Origin of the sequence: Microbacterium sp. STN6 (genome assembly GCF_026410545.1) — a bacterium.
GTDB lineage: Bacteria > Actinomycetota > Actinomycetes > Actinomycetales > Microbacteriaceae > Root112D2.
Genome location: NZ_JAPMIT010000002.1, coordinates 629872 through 649607, shown reverse-complemented (window position 1 = coordinate 649607; position 19736 = coordinate 629872). Strand labels below are relative to the sequence as shown.

20 protein-coding genes are annotated in these 19736 nt (G+C 69.1%); 5 read left to right on the top strand and 15 right to left on the bottom strand.

Annotation, left to right across the window (positions count from 1 at the left end; genetic code table 11):
- Positions 1-40: 40 nt before the first annotated feature.
- From ybeY to hrcA, 6 genes are read right to left on the bottom strand one after another with little or no spacing between them, the layout of a single operon-like run.
- Complete coding sequence (gene ybeY, locus OSC27_RS08465) at positions 41-502, bottom strand: rRNA maturation RNase YbeY (protein WP_267180997.1); 462 nt, start codon at positions 500-502, stop codon at positions 41-43.
- A 3-nt stretch (positions 503-505) separates the two neighbouring features.
- Complete coding sequence (locus OSC27_RS08460) at positions 506-1516, bottom strand: PhoH family protein (RefSeq protein ID WP_267181172.1); 1011 nt, start codon at positions 1514-1516, stop codon at positions 506-508.
- A gap of 49 nt (positions 1517-1565) precedes the next feature.
- Positions 1566-1922 carry an HIT domain-containing protein gene (locus OSC27_RS08455; RefSeq protein WP_267180996.1) on the bottom strand — a complete coding sequence of 119 codons (357 nt, stop codon included), beginning with the start codon at positions 1920-1922 and terminating at the stop codon, positions 1566-1568.
- A 21-nt stretch (positions 1923-1943) separates the two neighbouring features.
- Positions 1944-2669, bottom strand: coding sequence for a 16S rRNA (uracil(1498)-N(3))-methyltransferase (locus OSC27_RS08450; RefSeq protein ID WP_267180995.1), 726 nt, complete (start codon positions 2667-2669; stop codon positions 1944-1946).
- A gap of 1 nt (position 2670) precedes the next feature.
- Entirely contained in the window at positions 2671-3774 is a 1104-nt protein-coding gene (dnaJ, locus tag OSC27_RS08445; RefSeq protein ID WP_267180994.1) for a molecular chaperone DnaJ, read from the bottom strand.
- A gap of 30 nt (positions 3775-3804) precedes the next feature.
- Positions 3805-4827 (bottom strand): heat-inducible transcriptional repressor HrcA, encoded by a 1023-nt coding sequence (hrcA, locus tag OSC27_RS08440; protein WP_267180993.1) that lies wholly within the window; start codon positions 4825-4827, stop codon positions 3805-3807.
- 149 nt (positions 4828-4976) lie between these two features.
- On the opposite strand from hrcA, the gene OSC27_RS08435 reads away from it, so the two are divergent.
- The gene (locus OSC27_RS08435) at positions 4977-5510 is read left to right on the top strand and encodes a DUF4870 domain-containing protein (RefSeq protein ID WP_267180992.1); all 534 of its coding nucleotides are present in this window, start codon (positions 4977-4979) and stop codon (positions 5508-5510) included.
- A gap of 153 nt (positions 5511-5663) precedes the next feature.
- Positions 5664-6041: a DUF4870 domain-containing protein gene (locus OSC27_RS08430; protein ID WP_267180991.1), complete on the top strand. Its 378-nt coding sequence runs from the start codon at positions 5664-5666 to the stop codon at positions 6039-6041.
- A 16-nt stretch (positions 6042-6057) separates the two neighbouring features.
- On the opposite strand, the gene hemW is transcribed toward OSC27_RS08430, so the two are convergent.
- Genes hemW through OSC27_RS08410 form a run of 4 tightly spaced genes read right to left on the bottom strand, consistent with a single transcriptional unit; the run spans position 6058 to position 9778 of the window.
- Positions 6058-7278: a radical SAM family heme chaperone HemW gene (hemW, locus tag OSC27_RS08425; RefSeq protein ID WP_267180990.1), complete on the bottom strand. Its 1221-nt coding sequence runs from the start codon at positions 7276-7278 to the stop codon at positions 6058-6060.
- Positions 7278-7925 carry a DUF1990 family protein gene (locus tag OSC27_RS08420; protein ID WP_267180989.1) on the bottom strand — a complete coding sequence of 216 codons (648 nt, stop codon included), beginning with the start codon at positions 7923-7925 and terminating at the stop codon, positions 7278-7280. The genes hemW and OSC27_RS08420 overlap by 1 nt, the downstream gene beginning before the upstream one ends.
- 9 nt (positions 7926-7934) lie before the next feature.
- Complete coding sequence (locus OSC27_RS08415) at positions 7935-8618, bottom strand: response regulator (protein WP_267180988.1); 684 nt, start codon at positions 8616-8618, stop codon at positions 7935-7937.
- Entirely contained in the window at positions 8615-9778 is a 1164-nt protein-coding gene (locus OSC27_RS08410; RefSeq protein ID WP_267180987.1) for a sensor histidine kinase, read from the bottom strand. Before OSC27_RS08410 ends, OSC27_RS08415 begins: the two co-directional genes overlap by 4 nt.
- 176 nt (positions 9779-9954) lie before the next feature.
- Here OSC27_RS08410 and OSC27_RS08405 point away from each other — a divergent pair, with 176 nt between their 5' ends.
- Positions 9955-10656, top strand: a complete 702-nt coding sequence (locus OSC27_RS08405) for a hypothetical protein (RefSeq protein ID WP_267180986.1) — start codon at positions 9955-9957, stop codon at positions 10654-10656.
- Between the two features lie 40 nt (positions 10657-10696).
- On the opposite strand, the gene lepA is transcribed toward OSC27_RS08405, so the two are convergent.
- Both lepA and OSC27_RS08395 read right to left on the bottom strand, forming a co-directional pair.
- Positions 10697-12547 (bottom strand): translation elongation factor 4, encoded by a 1851-nt coding sequence (gene lepA / locus OSC27_RS08400; protein WP_267180985.1) that lies wholly within the window; start codon positions 12545-12547, stop codon positions 10697-10699.
- A gap of 77 nt (positions 12548-12624) precedes the next feature.
- The gene (locus OSC27_RS08395) at positions 12625-13842 is read right to left on the bottom strand and encodes an amidohydrolase (RefSeq protein WP_267180984.1); all 1218 of its coding nucleotides are present in this window, start codon (positions 13840-13842) and stop codon (positions 12625-12627) included.
- Positions 13843-13963: 121 nt separating this feature from the next.
- Here OSC27_RS08395 and OSC27_RS08390 point away from each other — a divergent pair, with 121 nt between their 5' ends.
- Entirely contained in the window at positions 13964-14842 is an 879-nt protein-coding gene (locus OSC27_RS08390) for an NAD-dependent epimerase/dehydratase family protein (RefSeq protein ID WP_267180983.1), read from the top strand.
- A gap of 175 nt (positions 14843-15017) precedes the next feature.
- Positions 15018-15278 carry a 30S ribosomal protein S20 gene (gene rpsT, locus OSC27_RS08385; RefSeq protein WP_267180982.1) on the top strand — a complete coding sequence of 87 codons (261 nt, stop codon included), beginning with the start codon at positions 15018-15020 and terminating at the stop codon, positions 15276-15278.
- A 111-nt stretch (positions 15279-15389) separates the two neighbouring features.
- On the opposite strand, the gene holA is transcribed toward rpsT, so the two are convergent.
- From holA to OSC27_RS08370, 3 genes are read right to left on the bottom strand one after another with little or no spacing between them, the layout of a single operon-like run.
- Positions 15390-16370, bottom strand: a complete 981-nt coding sequence (gene holA, locus OSC27_RS08380) for a DNA polymerase III subunit delta (RefSeq protein WP_267181171.1) — start codon at positions 16368-16370, stop codon at positions 15390-15392.
- Positions 16262-18910 (bottom strand): ComEC/Rec2 family competence protein, encoded by a 2649-nt coding sequence (locus OSC27_RS08375; protein WP_267180981.1) that lies wholly within the window; start codon positions 18908-18910, stop codon positions 16262-16264. Before OSC27_RS08375 ends, holA begins: the two co-directional genes overlap by 109 nt.
- 22 nt (positions 18911-18932) lie before the next feature.
- Complete coding sequence (locus tag OSC27_RS08370) at positions 18933-19661, bottom strand: ComEA family DNA-binding protein (RefSeq protein WP_267180980.1); 729 nt, start codon at positions 19659-19661, stop codon at positions 18933-18935.
- Between the last annotated feature and the right edge of the window lie 75 nt (positions 19662-19736).

Here is a 19736-nt window from a genome sequence, read left to right as displayed (position 1 = left end):
TAGGCGTTGACGGTCGGGGGCATGTTCTTTCTCACGCGCCCTATCGTCGTCGTTCGTTCATGGCGAAGCCGATGAGGATGTCGCGCTGAATGCCGAACATCTCCTTCTCTTCGTCGGGCTCGGCATGGTCGAAGCCGAGCAGGTGCAGCAGGCCGTGCGCCGTGAGCAGCTGAAGCTCGTCCATCATGCTGTGGCCCGCCGTCTCCGCCTGCGCTCTGGCGACCTGCGGGCACAGCACGATGTCGCCGAGCAGGCCGGCCGGGGTGGGGTCGTCTTCGGTGCCGGGCCGCAGCTCGTCCATCGGGAAGCTGAGAACGTCGGTCGGCCCCGGCTCGTCCATCCACTGCACGTGCAGCTGCTCCATGGCCGCCTCATCGACCAGCACGATCGCAAGCTCCGCGTCGGGGTGAACATGCATGATCTCGAGCGCGAAGCCGGCGAGCCGCTGCAGTGCCGCCTCGTCGACGGAGATCGCCGACTCGTTGTTGACTTCGATCGACATGGCTCAGCGCCCCCGTTTCGGCAGCCGGTCGCGCGGTGTCGCCGCTCGCCGCTCTGCCCTGTTCGCGAATTCGTGCGCCTCGGCGCGCTCGTAGTGCTGGGCCTGCCGCCTGGCGTCGTACTCCGTGTATGCGTCGACGATGCGGCCGACCAGATTGTGCCGAACCACGTCGTCGCTCGTGAGCGTGGTGAAGTGGATGTCGTCGATGTCGGCGAGCACCTTGGTGACGAGGCGAAGACCGCTTGCCGCGCTCGGCAGGTCGATCTGCGTCACGTCGCCGGTGACGACCATCTTCGAGCCGAATCCCAGACGCGTGAGGAACATCTTCATCTGTTCGGGCGTGGTGTTCTGCGCCTCGTCGAGCACGATGAACGAGCTGTTCAGCGTGCGCCCGCGCATGTAGGCGAGCGGTGCCACCTCGACGGTGCCTGCGGCCAGCAGCTTCGGCACGATCTCGGGATCCATCATCTCGTTCAAGGCGTCGTAAAGAGGCCTCAGGTAGGGGTCGATCTTGTCGGTGAGGGTGCCGGGAAGAAAGCCGAGCCGCTCGCCCGCTTCGATGGCAGGCCGGCTGAGGATGATGCGGTCGACCTCTTTGCGCTGCAGGGCCTGCACCGCCTTCGCCATGGCGAGGTAGGTCTTTCCGGTGCCCGCGGGGCCGATGCCGAAGACGATGGTGTTCTCATCGATCGCGTCGACGTACTGCTTCTGCCCGGCCGTCTTCGGCCGGATCGATCGGCCGCGGGAGGTGAGAATGGGCGCGCCGAACAGATCGGCGAGGCCCGATGCACCCGAGTCGATGAGCCGGGCCGAGGAGGCCACCTGAACCGCGTCCAGGTCTTGTCCGCCGCGCACGAGCTCCTGGAGTTCGGTCACCAGTCGTTCGGCGGCACGCACCTGCTCCGCATCGCCGATCAGGGAGATCTCGTTGCCTCGAACGTGAACCGAGACGCGGGGGTACTGCTTCTCAATCGTCGTCAGTAGCCGGTCCTGCGGCCCGAGCAACCGCACCATCTCGACCCCGTCGACATGGAGGGTGACGGTCACGTAGCCACCCGGCTGGTCATCGTCGGCCAAGTGTTCCCTCCTCGAGGCCCCCGCCGAGCACGTGGGCGTGCACGTGGAAGACGGTCTGGCCACTTGCCGCCCCCGTGTTGAAGATGAGCCGGAACTCGCCGCCGCAGTGTTCGTCGGCCAGCTGCTGCGCCACGCCGACCAGCCCGGCGAGCAGCGCCGGATCGGCTGCGGCAAGCTCGGTCACGTTGCGGTACTCGCTCGTCTTCGGCACGACGAGCAGGTGTACCGGCGCCTGCGGGTTGATGTCGCGGAACGCGATGAACCGCTCGTCGTCATAGACGACGTCAGCGGGAATCTCGCCCGCGATGATCCTCGTGAAGACCGAACGCTCGTCGTCTGCCATTCCTCTATCTTAATCGTCTGGTCACCAGCGGCCGAGTACGGCGCTGATGAGGGCAAGCGCGGCGGGTCCCGCCGTGGAGGTGCGCAGCACGGTGTCACCGAGGCGCACGGCTTCGGCGCCGGCATCCGTCAGCGCACTCAGCTCGTTCGGGGCGATGCCGCCCTCCGGGCCGACCACGAGCGTCACGTTTCGCCCGTCTGCTTCGACGGAGCTCAGCCGCGTCAGCGCCGTCGGCTCGAGAACGAGAACGCGGGATGCCCGTGAGGCGACGAGGTCGCCGGTGTGGGCAAGCGGGCCGACCGCCGGCACCCACGAGCGGATCGACTGCTTCGACGCCTCGCGCACGATCGTTGCCCAGCGCTCGCGGCCGCGTTCGACCTTCTGGCCCTCCCACCGGGAGACCGACCTCGCCGCCGCCCACGGCACGACCTCGTCGACGCCGAGCTCTGTGGCGGCCTGGATGGCGAGTTCGTCGCGCCCACCCTTGGCGAGGGCCTGCACGAGTGTGACGCGCTGGGAGGGCTGCGGCTCGGTTCGGCTGGCGGTGACCTCGAGCTCGACCACCGAGGGCGAGACGGCCGTCGCCACCGCGGTGACCAGCAGGCCGCGCCCGTTGCCGACCAGAACGCTCTCGCCACGGCGGAGGCGGTTGACGCTCGCGGCGTGCTTCGCCTCGGCCCCGGTCAGGGCAATCGTGTCGCCGATGCCCGGGGCCTCCAGATCGTCGCGCAGGTAGAGGGAACTCATCTCACACGCGAAGGAAGCGGTCGCGGAGTTTCGCAAACAGGCCCTGCTGGAACTGCGCGAGCGTGGGCTCCTGCTGCCGGCGACCCGTCGCGAACTTTGCGATGAGCTCTCGCTCCTTGTGGTCGAGCTTGGTCGGCGTGATCACCTGCACGCCGATCTTCAGGTCGCCGCGGCCGCTGCCGCGCAGGTGGGTGATGCCCCGGTCTTTCACCGTGATGATCTCTGCGCTCTGCACTCCCGGGCGCAGCTCGACGTCGATGTCGCCATCGAGGGCCTTGATCGTGGCGTTGGTGCCGAGAACGGCATCGGTCATCTCGACTTCGAGCGTGCACAGCAGGTCGTCTCCGTCTCGGCTGAAGACGTCGTGGTGACGCACCTTGATCTCGAGATAGAGGTCGCCGTTGGGGCCGCCGGCCGGGCCCGCCTCGCCGCTTCCCGGCATCTGCAGCCGCAGCCCGGTGTCGACGCCCGCGGGGATATCGACCGGAACGGTACGGCGGGCGCGCACCCGACCCTGGCCCTGGCAGGTGGCGCAGGGCGTTGCGATGACGGTTCCGTAGCCGCGGCACGTGCCGCATGGTGACGACGTCATGACGTTGCCGAGCAGGGAACGCACGGCACGCTGGATCTGGCCGGTGCCGTGACAGATGTCGCACGTGACCGGGGCGGTGCCCGGCTGGCAGCACGAACCGTTGCAGGTCTCGCACACCACGGCCGTGTCGACCTCGATGTCGCGGTGAGCGCCGAAGATGACCTCGTCGAGGTCGACCTCCACGCGCAGCAGCGCGTCCTGGCCGCGCTCGCGGCGAGAGCGGGGGCCGCGCGTGCCGCCGCCACCGCCGAAGAAGGTCTCGAAGATGTCACCGAAGCCGCCGAAGCCGGCGCCGGAGAAGCCCTGTTCTGCGCCCCCCATGTCGTAGTTGCGGCGTTGTTCGGGGTCGCTGAGCACGTCGTAGGCGTGCGTGACGTGCTTGAACCGCTCCGACGCATCCGGGCTCGGATTCACGTCGGGGTGCAGCTCGCGGGCGAGGCGTCTGTACGCCTTCTTGATCTCTTCTGCGGAGGCGTCTCGATCGACGCCGAGGACTTCGTAATGGTCGGCCACAGGCCAGGCTTCCTTCGTTCTTCGGTCAGGTCAGCTCTCGCCGAACAGGCGGGAGAGGTATCGGGCGACGGCGCGCACCGCCGCCATGTTGCTCGAATAGTCCATGCGCAGCGGGCCGAGCACGCCGACGCGGGCGGTGGAGCCCGCCTGCGAGGCGTATCCGCTCGCCAGCACGGAGGTCTCGGCGAGGCCGAACGACGCGTTCTCGCGCCCGATGCTCACCGAGACGCCGTGCTGGTCGGCCGCCATCTCGCCGAACAGGCGCAGCAGGATCACCTGCTCCTCGATCGCCTCGAGCACCGGGTAGATGCTGCCGGTGAAGTCGTGCTCGCCGCGCACCAGGTTGGCCGCGCCGGCCATGACGAGCTTGTCCTGCCGGTTGGCGGCGATCTGATCGATGAGCGTGTCGATCACCTGGCGCACCGTCTCGCGGTCAGCCGCGTGGAACCGCTGTTCGACGCCTGCGAGCGCACCCGCGGCGTCGGCCAGGGGCAGGTCGACGGTGAGCTCGTTGATGACGGTGCGCATGCGCGCGACGAGCTCGGCGTCGAGATCGTGCGAGGTGTCGAGCACTCTCTGCTCCACCGCGCCGGTCTCGGCGATGAGCACCGAGAGCATGCGGCGGGGAGCGAGGATGACGAATTCCACGTGCCGCACCCGGGAGCGGGAGATGGAGGGGTACTGCACGAGCGCCACCTGGTGCGTGAGCTGCGAGAGCAGGCGCACCGTTCGCGCGAGCACATCGTCGAGGTCGAACGACTGGCCGAGGAACGCCTCGATGGCCTGGCGCTGCGCGCTCGTGAGCGGCTTCACGTCGGCCAGGCGGTCCACGAAGAGGCGATACCCCTTGTCGGTCGGCACGCGGCCGGATGAGGTGTGCGGCGCCGCGATGAGCTCCTCCTCTTCCAGCGCAGCCATGTCGTTGCGGATCGTCGCAGCCGAGACGCCGAAGTCGTGCCGCTCCACGATGCGCTTGGATCCGACCGGTTCCTTGGAGGCCACGTAGTCGTGAACAATGACCCTCAGCACGTCGAGACCGCGTTCGGAGACCATGTGCCTGCACCTCTCCTCACCGTCGTTCACGAACAGCCCGGCACTGCCCGCTCGGCACAGGGGTTAGCACTCACTGCACCTGAGTGCTAATCATACCGTGCGACGACCAGAGACGAGCATTGCACCCGCTCGCGTGTGAGCAGTACCTTATGGGTAATTGCACGCACGGTCGCATGCAGCACTCGTCGTTCGGCGACGTGTATCTGGCGCCCGGCGCGCAGATCACCATACGTCTGAAAGGCACGATGATGACCGACCCCAACGCCCAATCGCCCTACCAGCCCACGCCGAACCAGCCCGCAGCGGCACCCGGCGCGCCCCTCACCGCCGAGCAGGACAAGCAGTGGGCCATGTGGTCCCACATCGGCGGCATCATCGGGTTCCTGCCCTCGCTCATCATCTTCCTCGTCTTCAAGGACCGCGGGCCGCGCACCGCGCAGGAGTCGAAGGAGGCGCTGAACTGGCAGATCACCTTCACTATCGGCTACATCGTGCTGTGGATCGCCGTGAGCGTGATCAACAGCGCCCTGTGGCTGACTCCGCTCTTCGGCCTGACATTCCTCATCGGTCTCGTGCCATTCGCCTGGTGGATCATCAACGTGATCTTCTCGGTCATGGGCGGCATGAAGGTCAACAGCGGGGGCAGCTACCGGTACCCGTTCACATTCAGGTTCATCAAGTAGCACGCCGCCTCGCTGCACCCGCCTCGCCGCGCTCACCCCATCCGGCGCCGCTCGCGCAACACGCGTCGGCGCCGCCTGATGACATGGGCGCACAGCGTGCTCTAAGGTTGGCTCGTCAACACACGGCCGCATGGCCCGACGTCTAGGAGAGAAATGTCGAACGCAACGCCTCCCCCACCGCCCGGCCCGTACCAGCCGAACGCGCCCCTGAACCCGTCTGACGAGAAGCTGTGGGCCACCCTGATCCACATCGGCGGCATCTTCTTCTCGTTCATTCCCGCGCTCATCGGCTACCTCGTGCTGAAGGACCGCGGCCCGTTTATCCGCCAGCACGCGGCGACGGCGCTGAACTTCCAGATCACGATGGCCATCGCATCCATCATCGGCTCCATCCTGATCATCGTGATCGTCGGCATCTTCATCGTCATCGCGGTGGGCATCGTCGTTCTGATCTTCAGTATCATCGCGGCGGTCAAGGCCAACCAGGGCCAGGCGTACACGTACCCGATGTCGATCAAGTTCGTCAGCTGAGCGCTCGCCGCTCACGTTACGTCAGCCGGCGCACCACCGCGTCGGCCAGCAGCCGCCCTCGCAGGCTCAGCACGATCGAGCCCGCGAGGGCGGCTTTCGCGTCGATGAGGCCCTCGGCAATGAGACCCGCAACCTGAAGACGAGCGGATGCGCCCAGCGCGTCGATGGCGAGCCCGTCGGCGAGGCGCGTGCCGAGCAGCACCGCCTCCATCGCCCGCGTCTGCTCGTCCAGCAGCTCGCGCCCGGCCGCCGGTGACGTGCCCTGCGCTATCCGGCCCGCGTACGCCGCCGGGTGCTTCACGTTCCACCAGCGCACGCCGCCCACGTGACTGTGCGCCCCGGGGCCGACGCCCCACCAGTCCTGCCCCTGCCAATAGGCCAGGTTGTGCCGCGAGCGATGCTCGGTGCCCCGCGCCCAGTTGCTCACCTCGTACCAGCCGAATCCGGCCGAGGCGAGCAGCTCATCGGCCAGCTCGTACTGCTCGGCGGCGAGATCGTCGTCGACCGGCGCCACCTCGCCGCGCCGGATCTGCCTGGCGAGCTTCGTGCCCTCCTCGACGATGAGGCTGTACGCGCTCAGGTGGTCGCTCTCCTGCGCGATCGCGACCTCGAGTGAGCGGCGCCAATCGTCGAGGCTCTCACCCGGAGTGCCGTAGATGAGGTCCAGGCTCACGTCGAGCCCGGCCTCCTTCGCCCACCGCACCACGAGCGGAATGCGCTCCGGATCGTGCGTGCGCTCAAGCGTCGCGAGCACATGAGGCACGGCCGACTGCATGCCGAACGAGACGCGCGTGAATCCGGCCTCCGCGAGCGAGGCGAGGTACGCGGCGTCGACCGAGTCCGGGTTGGCCTCCGTCGTGACCTCGGCCCCGTCGGCGAGGCCCCAGGCGTCGCGCACGCTGCGCAGCATCCGCTCGAGGTCGCGTGCCGGTAGCAGCGTGGGCGTTCCCCCGCCGAAGAAGACCGTCGATGCCGGGCGCGCCGGTACGCCAGAGGCGGCCAATGCGTCGGCGGCGAAGCGCACCTCGGCGCTCGCCTCGTCGGCGTAGTCGCTCTGCTTCGCGCCGCGCAGTTCCGTGGCGGTGTACGTGTTGAAGTCGCAGTAGCCGCAGCGCACCCGGCAGAAGGGCACATGCAGGTACACGCCGAAGGTGCGCTCGTTGGCCCCTTCAGAAGCGGATGCCGGCAGCCGCCCGTCTTCCGGAGCCTTCTCGCCGAGCGGAAGCGCCGACGGCATCAGGCGATGCGCGCGGGCAGGAGGGCCCGCAGGTACCGGGTGGCGATACGGCGCTGCGCGATGCGCACGAGAGGGGAGGCGAGCCGGTAGTACCAGGTCGCCGGGCGGGAGAGGGAGCGGATGACGAGCCACACGCTGTCGTCGTCACGGTGCTCGAGCACGAAGGCTTCCTCACCGCTCACGGGGTGGCCGGCCATGGTGCCGTACGCGAAGCCCACCCGACGCTCCTCGTCGATCACGTAGACGACCCGTACGGGCGCCGCGAAGCTCAGGATGCCGGTGCGCACGTGCAGCGTCGCCGACATGCCGTTCGTGATGAACGGGGTGCCGTCGTCGGCGAACACCTGCTCGCTCTCGCGGTGCTCCTGCAGCTCGGCCGGCGACCCGTCGTCGTTGAAGCGCACGCCCGCGTACTGCTCGCCCGTGCCCTCGTGCAGGTCGGTGACACGCATGCCGCTTGCACGCTGAATGCCCCACGACATGAGGGAGCGGCCGGCCGTCTCGAAGCGTTCGGAGCCGCTGCCGATGCGAATGGATCGCTCGGTGGGCCGGTAGCCCTTCGGCGGGTAGCCAAGCAGGTCGGGAGCCTGCGTCGCGCCGATCGCACCGTACGAGACGGGCCGGTCGGTGAAGGTGGATCGACGCATGCGCCAAGTCTACGGCGGGCTCATGGGCGGTCGCGGTGCGCCGCCTGGCGCGACGACGCCCGACTCGTAGGCCGCGATGACCGCCTGAACACGATCGCGCAGGCCCAGCTTCGCGAGCACGCGGCTCACGTGGGTCTTCACGGTGCCCTCGGAGACGTGCAGGCGCACGGCGATCTCGAGGTTGCTGAGACCCCGCGCGAGCTGGCCGAGCACCTCCCGCTCTCGATCGGTGAGCGCGCCGAGCGCGGCGTCGGCATCGGCAATCAGGGCGGGACGCCGTGCGAAACTCTCGACGAGCCTGCGCGTGACGCTCGGGGCGAGCAGCATCTCGCCCGCCGCGACGATTCTGATGGCGGCGATGAGCTGCTCAGGTGTGACGTCTTTGAAGAGGAACCCGCTCGCGCCCGCCCGAAGCGAGTCGTAGATGACACGATCGACATCGAAGGTGGTGAGCATGATCACCCGGGTGTGCGGGCTGTCGCCCAGCACCGAGCCCGCCGCGGCGACCCCGTCGATGCCCGGCATGCGGATATCCATCAGCATCACGTCGGGCTGCCTGTCGCGTGCGAGCGCCACCGCGGCGACGCCGTCCTCCGCCTCGCCCGCCACGCGCAGGTCCGGCTGCGATTCGACGATCATGCGCAGGCCCGCCCTGATGAGAGGCTGGTCGTCGACGATGGCAACCGAGATCATGCGAGTTCCCGCTCGAGAGGCAGCTCGACATGCAGCAGGAAGCCGGCGGCGTGCGCGCCGGCGCCGAACGTTCCGCCGGCGAGCAGCACCCGCTCCCTGATGCCCGCGAGCCCACGGCCGGCGCCGGGCAGCGGCGAGGGCGCGGCCGGCCCCGTGCTCGAGACGTCGACCGTCAGAAGCGCGGGTTCGAGGATATGCCGGATGCGCACCCCCGTCTCGGCGGAAGGCGCATGCTTCATCGCATTGGTCAGTCCCTCCTGCACGACGCGGTACGCCGTCAGTTGCAGCCCGAGCGGGAGGGCGGAGGTGTCGCCGTCGGTGACGAGCTCGACCGCGAGGCCGAGCCCGCGCATCCGCTCGCATAATGCCGTGACGTCGGCGAGCGTCGGCTGCGGTGGCATGCTCGTCGCCTCGCCGTCGGCGCGCAGCAGGGGAAGCAGCGTGCGCAGTTCGGCGAGGGATGCGCGGCCCAACTCCTCGATCTGGGCCAGCGTGGACGCCGCGATGGCGGGATCAGTGGCGGAGGCGAGCCGGGCGCCGCCCGCCTGCATGACGATGACCGTGATGGTGTGGGCGATGACGTCGTGAAGTTCCCGGGCGATGCGCGCCCGCTCGGCCTGGCTCGCCCGCTCCTCGGCGACCGCGCGCTCGGCCGCCTCGCGCAGCGAACGCTCGCGGTAGCCGGTCCAGCTGCGGGCGAGCAGGCCGATGCCGAACGCGACGGCCAGCATCAGCGAGTTGTAGAGGATATCGCCGGCGTTGCGCATGTCGGCGAACTCGAACGGCAGGATCGCCATGCCGACGGCGGCGACGCCGAGACCCACGAAGGCCCAGCCGCGTCTAAGGTGGCGGCCGCACGAGTAGACGGCGATGACCAGGGTCATGAACTCGTCCCAGTACGTGAGGCTGGTTGGCAGCACCAGGGGCGGCAGCAGCACCGCGAGCAGAATGATGACGACGGTTGTCAGGGGCCGGTAGCGCCGGATCAGCAGGGCGAGGCATGCGATCGCGCCAGGCAGGATCGCGGTGACCGCCGGCGCCGAGCCCACGACGATCGCCAGCGACTCGGTGAACACGTCGATGAGTCCGAGGGCGAGCAGCACGACCGGAGGCGCGACGTCGTACAGCAGATTCCGCCATCCCCAACGCCAGCCGCGCATGTGCTCACGGTAGTGCACCGGCGAGCCCGGCGGCATCCGTCTCACGACAGATATGCCGCCTCCCCCGTTCGACAGACCGATTCTGGCCTGACGGCAGACGCGCCCGGCCACCGCCGCGCCCTACCGTGAACGTGTTTCCACTCGGCAATCGAGCCGACCAACAAGGAGGAACCACCATGCATTGGACACGAACCGACACGGCACGACGACGGATCGTCGTGGCCGGCCTCATCGCAGGCCCGCTGCTGCTCGTGCTGTCTGTCGCGATCAACCTGACGGCGCCGGCCGACTCGATGCAGGCCGAGTTCGACGCCATGGCTACGCGCGGCACCCTGATCGTGGCAGAGGCACTGCTTGAGAGTGTCGGCTTCATGATCGTGCTCGCGTGTCTGGCGGGCACCGCCCACGCCCTGCGCCACCGCGGCGGTGCGCTCGGAACCTGGGGCGCCGCCCTCTCGATCCTGGGCATCGTCGGGTTCAGCATGTCGAACGCAAACGGCTTCACGCTTCCTGCCCTGGCCGCGCTGCCCGACCACAAGGTTGCCTACGACACCGCAAAGGCGCTCATGTCGAGCGACATCATGTCGACCATAGGCACCGTGACGATGGCCCTGGAACTCGCCGGCCAGGCTGGAATCGTTCTGGTGATCGCCGGCCTGATTCGTGCCAGGCTCATCAGCTTCTGGGTGCTCATCCCGGTCGCCCTGGGCATCGTGCTGAACTTCGTGGGCGGCATCATGCTGACCACCCTGATCGCCGACGCGCTGCTCGCGGTGACGTGCACGTGGATCGCGGTCCGCCTGGTGCGGGCCCCGAGGCAGGCCTGGCTCGGAGAGCCCGTGGTCGCAGCCCCGTCTCGAACGGCTCAGCCCGCCTGAGCCTCGCCCAGCTCGGCGGATGCGCCCGACATCCGCCGAGCTACTTCTTGTCCTTCTTCTCGACGTCGCCGGAGAGCGCCGCGATGAACGCCTCCTGCGGCACCTCGACCCGGCCGACCATCTTCATGCGCTTCTTGCCCTCTTTCTGCTTCTCGAGCAGCTTGCGCTTACGGGTGATGTCGCCGCCATAGCACTTGGCCAGCACATCTTTGCGCATGGCACGGATGGACTCGCGCGCGATGATGCGTGCGCCGATCGCGGCCTGAATGGGCACCTCGAACTGCTGCCGCGGGATCAGCTCGCGCAGCCGGCCCGTCATGAGCACTCCGTACGCATACGCCTTGTCGCGGTGCACGATGGCACTGAACGCGTCGACCTGCTCGCCCTGCAGCAGAATGTCGACCTTCACGAGGTCGGCCTCCTGCTCGCCGGCCGGCTCGTAGTCGAGCGAGGCGTAGCCGGCGGTCTTCGACTTCAGCTGGTCGAAGAAGTCGAACACGATCTCGCCGAGCGGCATCGTGTACTTGATCTCGACGCGATCCTCACCCAGGTACTCCATGCCGAGAAGGGTGCCGCGCCTGCCCTGGCAGAGCTCCATGATGACGCCGACGTAGTCCTTCGGGGCGAGCACGCCTGCGGTCACGATCGGCTCGCGCACGCTCGCGATCTTGCCGCCGGGGAACTCGCTCGGGTTGGTGACCGTGATGGTCTTCTTGTCTTCCGTGACCACCTGGTAGATCACGCTCGGCGCCGTCGTGATGAGGTCGAGGCCGAACTCGCGCTCCAGCCGCTCCGTCACGATCTCGAGGTGCAGCAGCCCGAGGAAGCCGCAGCGGAAGCCGAAGCCAAGCGCCACGGAGGTCTCGGGCTCGTAGTTGAGCGCGGCATCCGAGAGCTTGAGCTTGTCGAGCGCCTCGCGCAGTTCGGGGTAGTCGGCGCCGTCGATCGGGTACAGGCCCGAGAAGACCATGGGCAGCGGCTCGGTATAGCCGGGCAGCGCGGTCGTTGCCGGTTTCGCCGCGGTCGTGACCGTGTCGCCGACCTTGGACTGGCGCACGTCTTTCACGCCCGTGATGAGGTAGCCGACCTCGCCGACGGCGAGACCCTTGCTCGGTGAGGGCTCCGGCGAGCTGACGCCGATCTCCAGGATCTCGTGGGTCGCCTTCGTCGACATCATCTGGATGCGCTCACGCGGCGCGAGCCGGCCGTCGACCATGCGCACGTACGTGATGACGCCGCGGTAGGCGTCGTAGACGGAGTCGAAGATCATGGCGCGCGCCGGCGCGTCCGGCTCGCCGACGGGCGCCGGCACCAGGCGTGTGAGCCGGTCGAGCAGTTCCTCGACGCCCTCGCCCGTCTTGCCCGAAACGCGCAGCACGTCGTCGGGCGAGCCGCCGATGAGGCCGGCGAGTTCGGCCGCGTACTTGTCGGGGTCGGCGGCCGGCAGGTCGATCTTGTTCAGCACGGGGATGATCGCGAGGTCGTTCTCGAGCGCCAGGTAAAGGTTGGCGAGCGTCTGCGCCTCGATGCCCTGCGCGGCATCGACGAGCAGAATCGCGCCCTCGCATGCCGCGAGCGACCGGCTCACCTCGTACGTGAAGTCGACGTGGCCCGGCGTGTCGATCATGTTCAGGGCGTACGTTTCGCCGTCGACGCTCCACGGCATCCGCACCGCCTGGCTCTTGATCGTGATGCCGCGCTCGCGCTCGATGTCCATGCGGTCGAGGTACTGCGCCCGCATCTCGCGATCGCTGACCACGCCCGTGATCTGCAGCATGCGGTCGGCGAGGGTGGACTTGCCGTGGTCGATGTGCGCGATGATGCAGAAGTTGCGGATGAGCGCGGGGGCGGTCGCGGCGGGCTCGAGGGCCGTGTGAGCTCGTGGTGACATGGTTCGGCAATTCTCCCATGCTTGAGAGGGCAACGCGGCTACCCGACGCCGCGCTCACGCCATTGCGGCGGCTCGGCTCAGGCGAAGCGCTCCGAGCGCTCGACGACGACCCCGTGCCCGTCGCGCCACGTGTACACCTCGCGGCCCGAGATGAAGACGCGCTCGGCCCGCGAGGTGACATCGAGCGGATCGCCGGACCACACCACGACGTCGCCGTCGAGGCCCTCGCGCAGCGCGCCGACGCGGTCGCCGAGGCCGAGGAAGGAGGCGGGGTTGACGGTGAGCGCCTCGAGCGCGATCGTGCGGTCGAGCCCCTCCTTGACCGCGAGCGACGCCTGGTGCACGAGGAAGTTGATGGGAACCACCGGGTGATCCGTCGTGATGGCCACCCGCACGCCGGCAGCGGCGAGCACCCCCAGGTTCGCGATCGCGCGGTCGCGCAGCTCGACCTTCGAACGCGTCGTGAACATGGGGCCGAAGATCACGGGCACATCGCGCTCGGCGAGCACATCGGCGAGTTTGGCGCCATCCGTGCCGTGATTGATGACGAGCCGGTAACCGAACTCGTCGGCGAGGCGCAGCGCCGTGGCGATGTCGTCGTGGCGGTGCACGTGCTGGTCCCACGCGAGCTCGCCGCTCAGGACGCGGGCGAGCGTCTCCTTGCCGAGGTCGCGGGAGAACGCGCTGCCGTCGGCCGCCGCCTTGTCGCGAGCCACCACGTAGTCCTCCGCATCCCGGAACGCCTGCCGGATGATCATGGCGACACCGAGGCGCGTGCTCGGGGTCTGCTTCTTGTCGCCGTAGACGCGCTTCGGGTTCTCGCCAAGCGCGGACTTGACGCTCACCGCGTCGCTGATGACCTGTTCGTCAATGGTGCGGCCGCCCCACGTCTTGATCGCCACCGTCTGGCCGCCGATGGGGTTGCCGCTGCCGGGCTTGACGACCACCGAGGTGACGCCGCCGCTCAGCGCGTCGCGGAACCCCTCGTCGTCGATGTTGACCGCGTCGATCGCGCGCACCGCCGCCATGTCGGGGCCGGTCATCTCATTGGTGTCGTCGCCGGCCCAGCCCTGCGCCTCCTCGTCGATGCCGACGTGGCCGTGCGCCTCGATGAAACCGGGCAGCACCCACCTGCCGGCCGCGTCAATCACCTCGATTCCCTGGGGCGGCTCGACGCCGGGACCCACCGCAGTGATCACGCCGTTCTCGATCACGATCGTGCCGTTCTCGACGGGCGGCGACGAGACGGGAACGATGTAGGCGTTGACAAGGGCGACGGATGCGCGAGAACTCATGCTTTCGACACTACGACGGCGGCGCCCGCCGCGCGCGTGCTCGGGTGCCCGCGTGCCCGAGGGCTCGTGCTCTGCTCTGGTGCCAACGGAATAGGGTGCGCGCGCATCGGTTGAACCGATCATGAGCATTCTTCTGACCGGCGCGACCGGCTACATCGGATCATCTGTTCTCACGGCCCTGCTCGAGCAGGGGCACGCAGTGACCGCCCTCGTGCGCGACGACGCGAAGGCGGAGAGCGTACGAGCGGCCGGGGCCACGGTGCTCATCGGCGACGCGACGAATTCCGCGCTCGTCGCAGAGGCCGCCGGCACGAGCGACGGCGTGATCCACCTCGCGTCCGCGGAAGATGTCGATCCGGCGTTGATCGACGCCGTGCTGAGCGGGCTGGGTACGTCGGGCAAGCCCTTCGTGCACACCGGTGGAATCTGGTCATACGGATCGAACGACGACATCACCGAGGATGCGCCGAATCAGGCGCCGGCGCTGACCGCCTGGCGCGCTGACAACGAGGCCAGGGTTCTCGCCGCCGGCGGCGTTCGCGGCATGGTCGTCGTGCCCTCCATCGTGTATGGGCACGGCGACGGGCTGGCGAACGTGGTCACCGGGGCACCGCGCAGCGCGGACGGCGAGCTCGTTCTCATCGGTGACGGATCGCAGCATTGGGCCACCGTGCACGTGGATGATCTCGCCGCGCTCTACGTGCTCGCCCTCGAACTGGGCGATCGCGGCGGCGTGTACATCGGGGCGAGCGGGGGAAACCCGACGGTTCGCGAACTGGCCGAGGCGGCGCAGGCCGCTGTCGGCGCACGGGGCGTCACGGCGCAGAGCGTCGGCGACACCCGGGCCAGGATCGGCGAGGCGCTCGCGGATGCCCTGCTGCTCGATCAGCAGGCCCGCGGGTCGAAGGCGCGCATCGACCTCGGCTGGGAGCCGAATCAGCCGACACTCGTCGAGGAGATTTCCTCGGGAGGCTACGCGTCGCGGCAGGGTCTGGCCTGAGCCTCGGTAGTGCCTGATGTGGAACCTGGCCTGATGTGGAGTTTTGCCTGACGCCTGGCCGCTGGTAGAGTCATTTGTTGGCTTGCGTGTCGGTTCCGTCCGCACGACTGCCGCCCGGCGCCCTCTCTCGCTCGGCGGTGAATCCGAAGATCACTACAAACGAAAGCAATCACCCGTGGCAAACATCAAGTCGCAGATCAAGCGCATCGGTACGAACAAGAAGGCGCAGGAGCGCAACAAGGCCGTCAAGAGCGAGCTCAAGACCGCCATCCGCGCCACGCGCGAGGCCGTCGCCTCAGGCGACAAGGACAAGGCCGCCAGCGCGCTGACGGTTGCCGGCAAGAAGCTCGACAAGGCCGTCAGCAAGGGCGTCATCCACAAGAACCAGGCCGCGAACCGCAAGTCGTCGATCGCGAAGCAGGTCTCGAGCCTCTAGCTCGCCGCACATCGCTGGAAGGGTCCTCACCATCACGGTGAGGGCCCTTCCGGCGTGTCGGGCGGTTCCAACGTTTCGGGTGGTTACGGCCCGGCAGACGGCGCCGGCGTGTCAGACGGTGCCGTGGGCGGCGACGACGCGCACCAGGCGTTCGAGCGAGAAGACCGGGTCGCGACCCGCGCCCTTCACCTCGGCGTCGGTTGCCGCGAGCACCTCGATGCATCGGGCGAGCCCCGCCTCGTCCCACCCACGAAGGTCACGCTGAGCGCGCTCTACCTGCCAGGGTGCGAGTCCGAACCGGGAGGCGAGCTGGCCGGAACCGCCGCGGACACCCGCGATTTTCGCCATCGTACGGATCTTGCTCGCGAACGCGGCGACCATGGGCACGGGGTCCGCACCCGAGGCGAGCGCGTGGCGCAGGGTGATCAGCGCCTCGCCGTGCCGACCGGCGATGGCGGCATCGGCCACTCGGAAGGCGTTGGCCTCCACTCTGCCGCCGTAGTACTTGTCGACGGTCGCCTCGGTGATCTGTTCGCTCGAGTCGGCGATGAGCTGCTGGCAGGCCGAGGCGAGCTCAGCGAGGTCGTCCGCGAAGGCCGCCGTGATGGCGTTCAGGGCAGCGGGCGCGATCTTCTTGCCCGCGCGGGCGAACTCGGCCCTGGCGAAGTCGTACTTCTCGCTCTCGCGTTTCAGCTCGGCGCACACCACTTCGATACCGCCGCCCCGGCCGCCCCGCACCGCGTCAAGCAACTTCTTGCCGCGCACGCCGCCGCCGTGCCGAAGGAGCACGACGGCTCCGTCTGCCGGCTCCTCGAGGTAGGCCAGCATGTCGGTCATGAACGCGTCGGTGCACTTCTCCACACCCTCCACGCGGATCAGCCGAGGCTCAGCGAACAGGGACGGGCTCGCCATGGTGATCAGCTCGCCCGGTGCGTAGTCGCTCGCGCTGATATCGCTGACCTCGAGACTCGGGTCGTCACGTTTCAGGCCGTCGCGCAGCAGGCGAACGGCACGATCGGCGAGCACCTGCTCGGTGCCGGAGACCAGCACGACCGGTGCGGGACGCACCGCATCCCATGACAGCTGTGGGATCGCGACGGCGACCTTGCCTTTGCCCGCGGCGTTGGCGGCCGGCCTCGCCCTGCCGCTCGTTCGTGTTGCCACGCTCCTCCTTCGTCGCGCGATAAGCCGTCGCCGGACAAGCCTATCCGCGCGATCGTCACGCTATCGGCGACCGCCGACGGTGAGGCCGACGGTGTCGGTGAGACCGACGGTGCCGGCGAGATGGACGCCGAGCGCTGCGTCCACACTGTCAGCGCCTCGCCACTGCCACCCGAGGCCGGCGCGATCATGACCATTCCCGAAAGATCGGTGCGAAGCGCGCGCGTGCCCACCGTACGCAGAATCCCCAGCAGCCGCGGTGTCGGGTGACCGTACGTGTTGTCCGCGCCCACCGAGATGACGCCGAGCGTGGCGCGCAGCGCGGCGTACAGCCGCTCGCTCTGGTCCGCCGAGCCGTGGTGCGCGACCTTCACCACGTCGACGTGGCCGATGCCGCCCGCAGCGAGCAGCGCCTCCTGCGCCCGCTCGTCGAGGTCGCCGAGAAAGATCGAGCGGATGCCGGCACCCTCGAATGCGACCGTGACCGACCCCTCGTTGCCGGTCTGCATGAGGCGGGAGCCGGCTCGAGGCCAGAGGACTCGCCACGTCAGGGCGCCAAGTGTTCCGTGATCGCCGCGCACAGCGCCCACGACGTGTGCGCCACCATCGACGAGTGCCCGCACCTTCCTCTCGTCCTTCGCGGTCTCCGGCCGCCCCACGAGCGCCGTTCCCACGTGACCGATCACGGCCTGCAGGCCGCCGACGTGGTCCATGTCGTAGTGCGTCAGCACCAGCAGGTCGATGCGCGCGATGCCCAGCGTCTTCAGGCACGCAGCGAGTGGAACGGGGTCCGGCCCCACGTCGACGAGCGCGTGCAAAGTCCCACTTCGGACCAGCACCGCGTCGCCCTGGCCGATATCGCAGGCGGCGATCTGCCAGTCAGAAGGGATCGACCGCGCCTGGCCGATCGGGGCGCCGACGAGCGTTCCCGCGTAGACCCCCGAGAAGGCGAGAAGCATGACGGTCGACGCCGTGACGAGCGTGCGGGCCCTGGGATGATTGCGCGCAAAGACGACGATGAGCACGAGAACGGTGAGAGCCGTGAGCACCAGCACACCGGCCGCGCCGCCCAGCCAGGGCAGGTTGCTGGCGGGCAGAGAGACCGTGACGCGGGCAACTGCGGCGATCCACGCCGATGGCACCCACGCGACCTGAGCGAACGCGAACGCCACGCCGGGCAGCACGGGCATCAGCAGGCAGGCGATGAGCCCAAATCCGGTGCCGAGCGGCGCAGCGGGCTCTGCAAGCATGTTGGCGGCGACCCCGTAGAGCGGGATCGTGGCGTTCAACATGATGAGCACGGGCTGACAGAACAGCTGCGCCGCCAGTGGCACCGCGATCACCGTCGCGAGCGTGCGCGGCAACAGCCGCGCCAGAGTGCCGGCCAACGGTCGGGCGAACACGAGCAGGCCGGCGGTCGCGAGCACCGAGAGAGCGAACCCGTAGTTCCTCGACATCCAGGGATCCGCCACGAGCAGCGCGATCACCGCGGCGGCGAGCGCAGGTACCCCACGGCCAGGCCGACCGGCCGCCGCGGAGGCGACCACGATCACGGCCATCACCGCGGCTCGCAGCACGCTCGGGCCGGGTGTGACGAGAATCACGAACCCCGCAAGCGACACGAGGGCGAGCGTCACCCACACGCCCCTGCGCAGCCCAAGCGCCGCACCGCCAAGCATCACGATGCCGATGATCATGGCGCAATTGGAACCGGAGACCGCCGTGAGGTGACTCAGCGAACTGGCCTTCATGTTGGCGTCGAGCACCGGGCTCACCTGCCGCACGTCGCCGATCGCGAGCCCGGCCAGCAGGTCTCCCCCGTCGCCAGGCAGCCGTGCCGTCGCCTCGGAGAAGCGTTCGCGCAGGCCGTTCGCCCATGCCAGCCATGCGGGCGCCGCCTGAGAAACGGTGGGCGTCTCTGGCGCCATGACGAGGAATGCCGTCTCCTCCTCGTCGGCGAGGGCGACGACGGTCGCGCGCACCTCGACCACATCGCCGATCTGCAGCGCCGCTCCCCCGGTTGCCGGCACGAACACGAGCACGGGAGCCGACAGTCGGTACAGCGTGCCGGCATACTCGACCCGCCGCATGGTGCCGGTGAACTGCTCGCGCTGGGTGGCGCCGAGCGAATCGCCGTGCGACGCATGCGGGGCGGATTGCACGGCGATCTCAGCGGTCACCGTGCGGGCGCCGCGCGCCACCTGGGCTAGGGCGAGCGGATGGCGAGTAGGCGCGACAACCGCTATCGCGGCCGCACCCACTCCCGAGACGGCCAGGCACACGCACAGCAGAGCCAGGGAGCGGGCGAGGCTGCGGCGGCTGCGCAGCGCGAGCCCTGCCGCGACGACGACCACGGCCCCACCCCACATCCCGATGGCGGCCCACATGGCCGCCCCCGGAAGCGCAATGAGGATGCCGCACGCGAGCCAGCAGGCGGTGGCGACCACCGCCAGGCGCAGGTCGAGGCTCACCCGGCGGCCCCATCCTCAACCCTCACACTGTCACCTGATCCTTCAGACCGTCGAAGGTCTTCTGGCCAATCCCACTGACGTTCATGAGATCCTCGACGCTGCGAAAGCGCCCGTTGGTGGTGCGCCAGTCGAGAATGCGCTGCGCCATCGATGGCCCGATGCGCGGCAGCGACTCCAGCTGGTCGAGGGTGGCCGTGTTGAGGTTGACGACGGCAGGCGCCGCGGAACCGCCGCCCGCGACGCCCGGGGCACCGGGCGGCGCGGCGGCGGCATCCGCTGCCTCACCGATGTGCGGCACGACAAGCTGCTCGCCATCGGCCAGTTCTCGGGCGAGGTTCACGCCGCCCTGCTCTGCGTCGGCGACGAAGCCGCCCGCCGCAGCGATGGCGTCGACCACCCGGGCGCCCGAGTGGAGCCGGTAGAGACCCGGTTTCGCGACGGCGCCGAGCACGTGCACGTACAGTTGCACGCTCGCGCCCTCACCCGTCGAGCCGGAGCCGGCCGCGCCCGTCGGCCCGTGCGGCGCATCGCTCGAGGCCACGCCCGGCGCCCCCGTCGCGGCCGTGACCGCGGTCACGCGCTCGGTGCCGCCCGACGGGCTGAACGCGGTGACGGCGGCCGCGACGACGAGCGACGCGATGAGGAGCACGACGGCCGCGCCGATGCCGAGGCGAAGCCGCACCCGGGGCGAGCTCCTTCTGGCGCCGGCCGCCAGCGATGCCAGGTCATCGGGCTCGTGCTGCGCATCCACCCGGGAAGACTAGGGCGACGCCATGCGCCCGCTGCGCCGAAGCCGGCTCAGGTGGGGAGAAGCCCCCGGCGGGTG

Excerpts from the sequence above, each read along its gene's own strand:
- OSC27_RS08455 (WP_267180996.1), bottom strand. The coding sequence starts at position 1,922 with ATGGCAGACGACGAGCGTTCGGTCTTCACGAGGATCATCGCGGGCGAG.
- OSC27_RS08395 (WP_267180984.1), bottom strand. The coding sequence starts at position 13,842 with ATGAGTTCTCGCGCATCCGTCGCCCTTGTCAACGCCTACATCGTTCCC.
- OSC27_RS08435 (WP_267180992.1), top strand. The coding sequence starts at position 4,977 with ATGGGTAATTGCACGCACGGTCGCATGCAGCACTCGTCGTTCGGCGAC.
- OSC27_RS08415 (WP_267180988.1), bottom strand. The coding sequence starts at position 8,618 with ATGATCTCGGTTGCCATCGTCGACGACCAGCCTCTCATCAGGGCGGGC.
- OSC27_RS08430 (WP_267180991.1), top strand. The coding sequence starts at position 5,664 with ATGTCGAACGCAACGCCTCCCCCACCGCCCGGCCCGTACCAGCCGAAC.
- lepA (WP_267180985.1), bottom strand. The coding sequence starts at position 12,547 with ATGTCACCACGAGCTCACACGGCCCTCGAGCCCGCCGCGACCGCCCCC.
- OSC27_RS08410 (WP_267180987.1), bottom strand. The coding sequence starts at position 9,778 with ATGCGCGGCTGGCGTTGGGGATGGCGGAATCTGCTGTACGACGTCGCG.
- OSC27_RS08460 (WP_267181172.1), bottom strand. The coding sequence starts at position 1,516 with ATGGTGCGGTTGCTCGGGCCGCAGGACCGGCTACTGACGACGATTGAG.
- OSC27_RS08450 (WP_267180995.1), bottom strand. The coding sequence starts at position 2,669 with ATGAGTTCCCTCTACCTGCGCGACGATCTGGAGGCCCCGGGCATCGGC.
- OSC27_RS08405 (WP_267180986.1), top strand. The coding sequence starts at position 9,955 with ATGCATTGGACACGAACCGACACGGCACGACGACGGATCGTCGTGGCC.
- hrcA (WP_267180993.1), bottom strand. The coding sequence starts at position 4,827 with ATGGTCTCCGAACGCGGTCTCGACGTGCTGAGGGTCATTGTTCACGAC.
- OSC27_RS08390 (WP_267180983.1), top strand. The coding sequence starts at position 13,964 with ATGAGCATTCTTCTGACCGGCGCGACCGGCTACATCGGATCATCTGTT.
- hemW (WP_267180990.1), bottom strand. The coding sequence starts at position 7,278 with ATGCCGTCGGCGCTTCCGCTCGGCGAGAAGGCTCCGGAAGACGGGCGG.
- ybeY (WP_267180997.1), bottom strand. The coding sequence starts at position 502 with ATGTCGATCGAAGTCAACAACGAGTCGGCGATCTCCGTCGACGAGGCG.
- OSC27_RS08420 (WP_267180989.1), bottom strand. The coding sequence starts at position 7,925 with ATGCGTCGATCCACCTTCACCGACCGGCCCGTCTCGTACGGTGCGATC.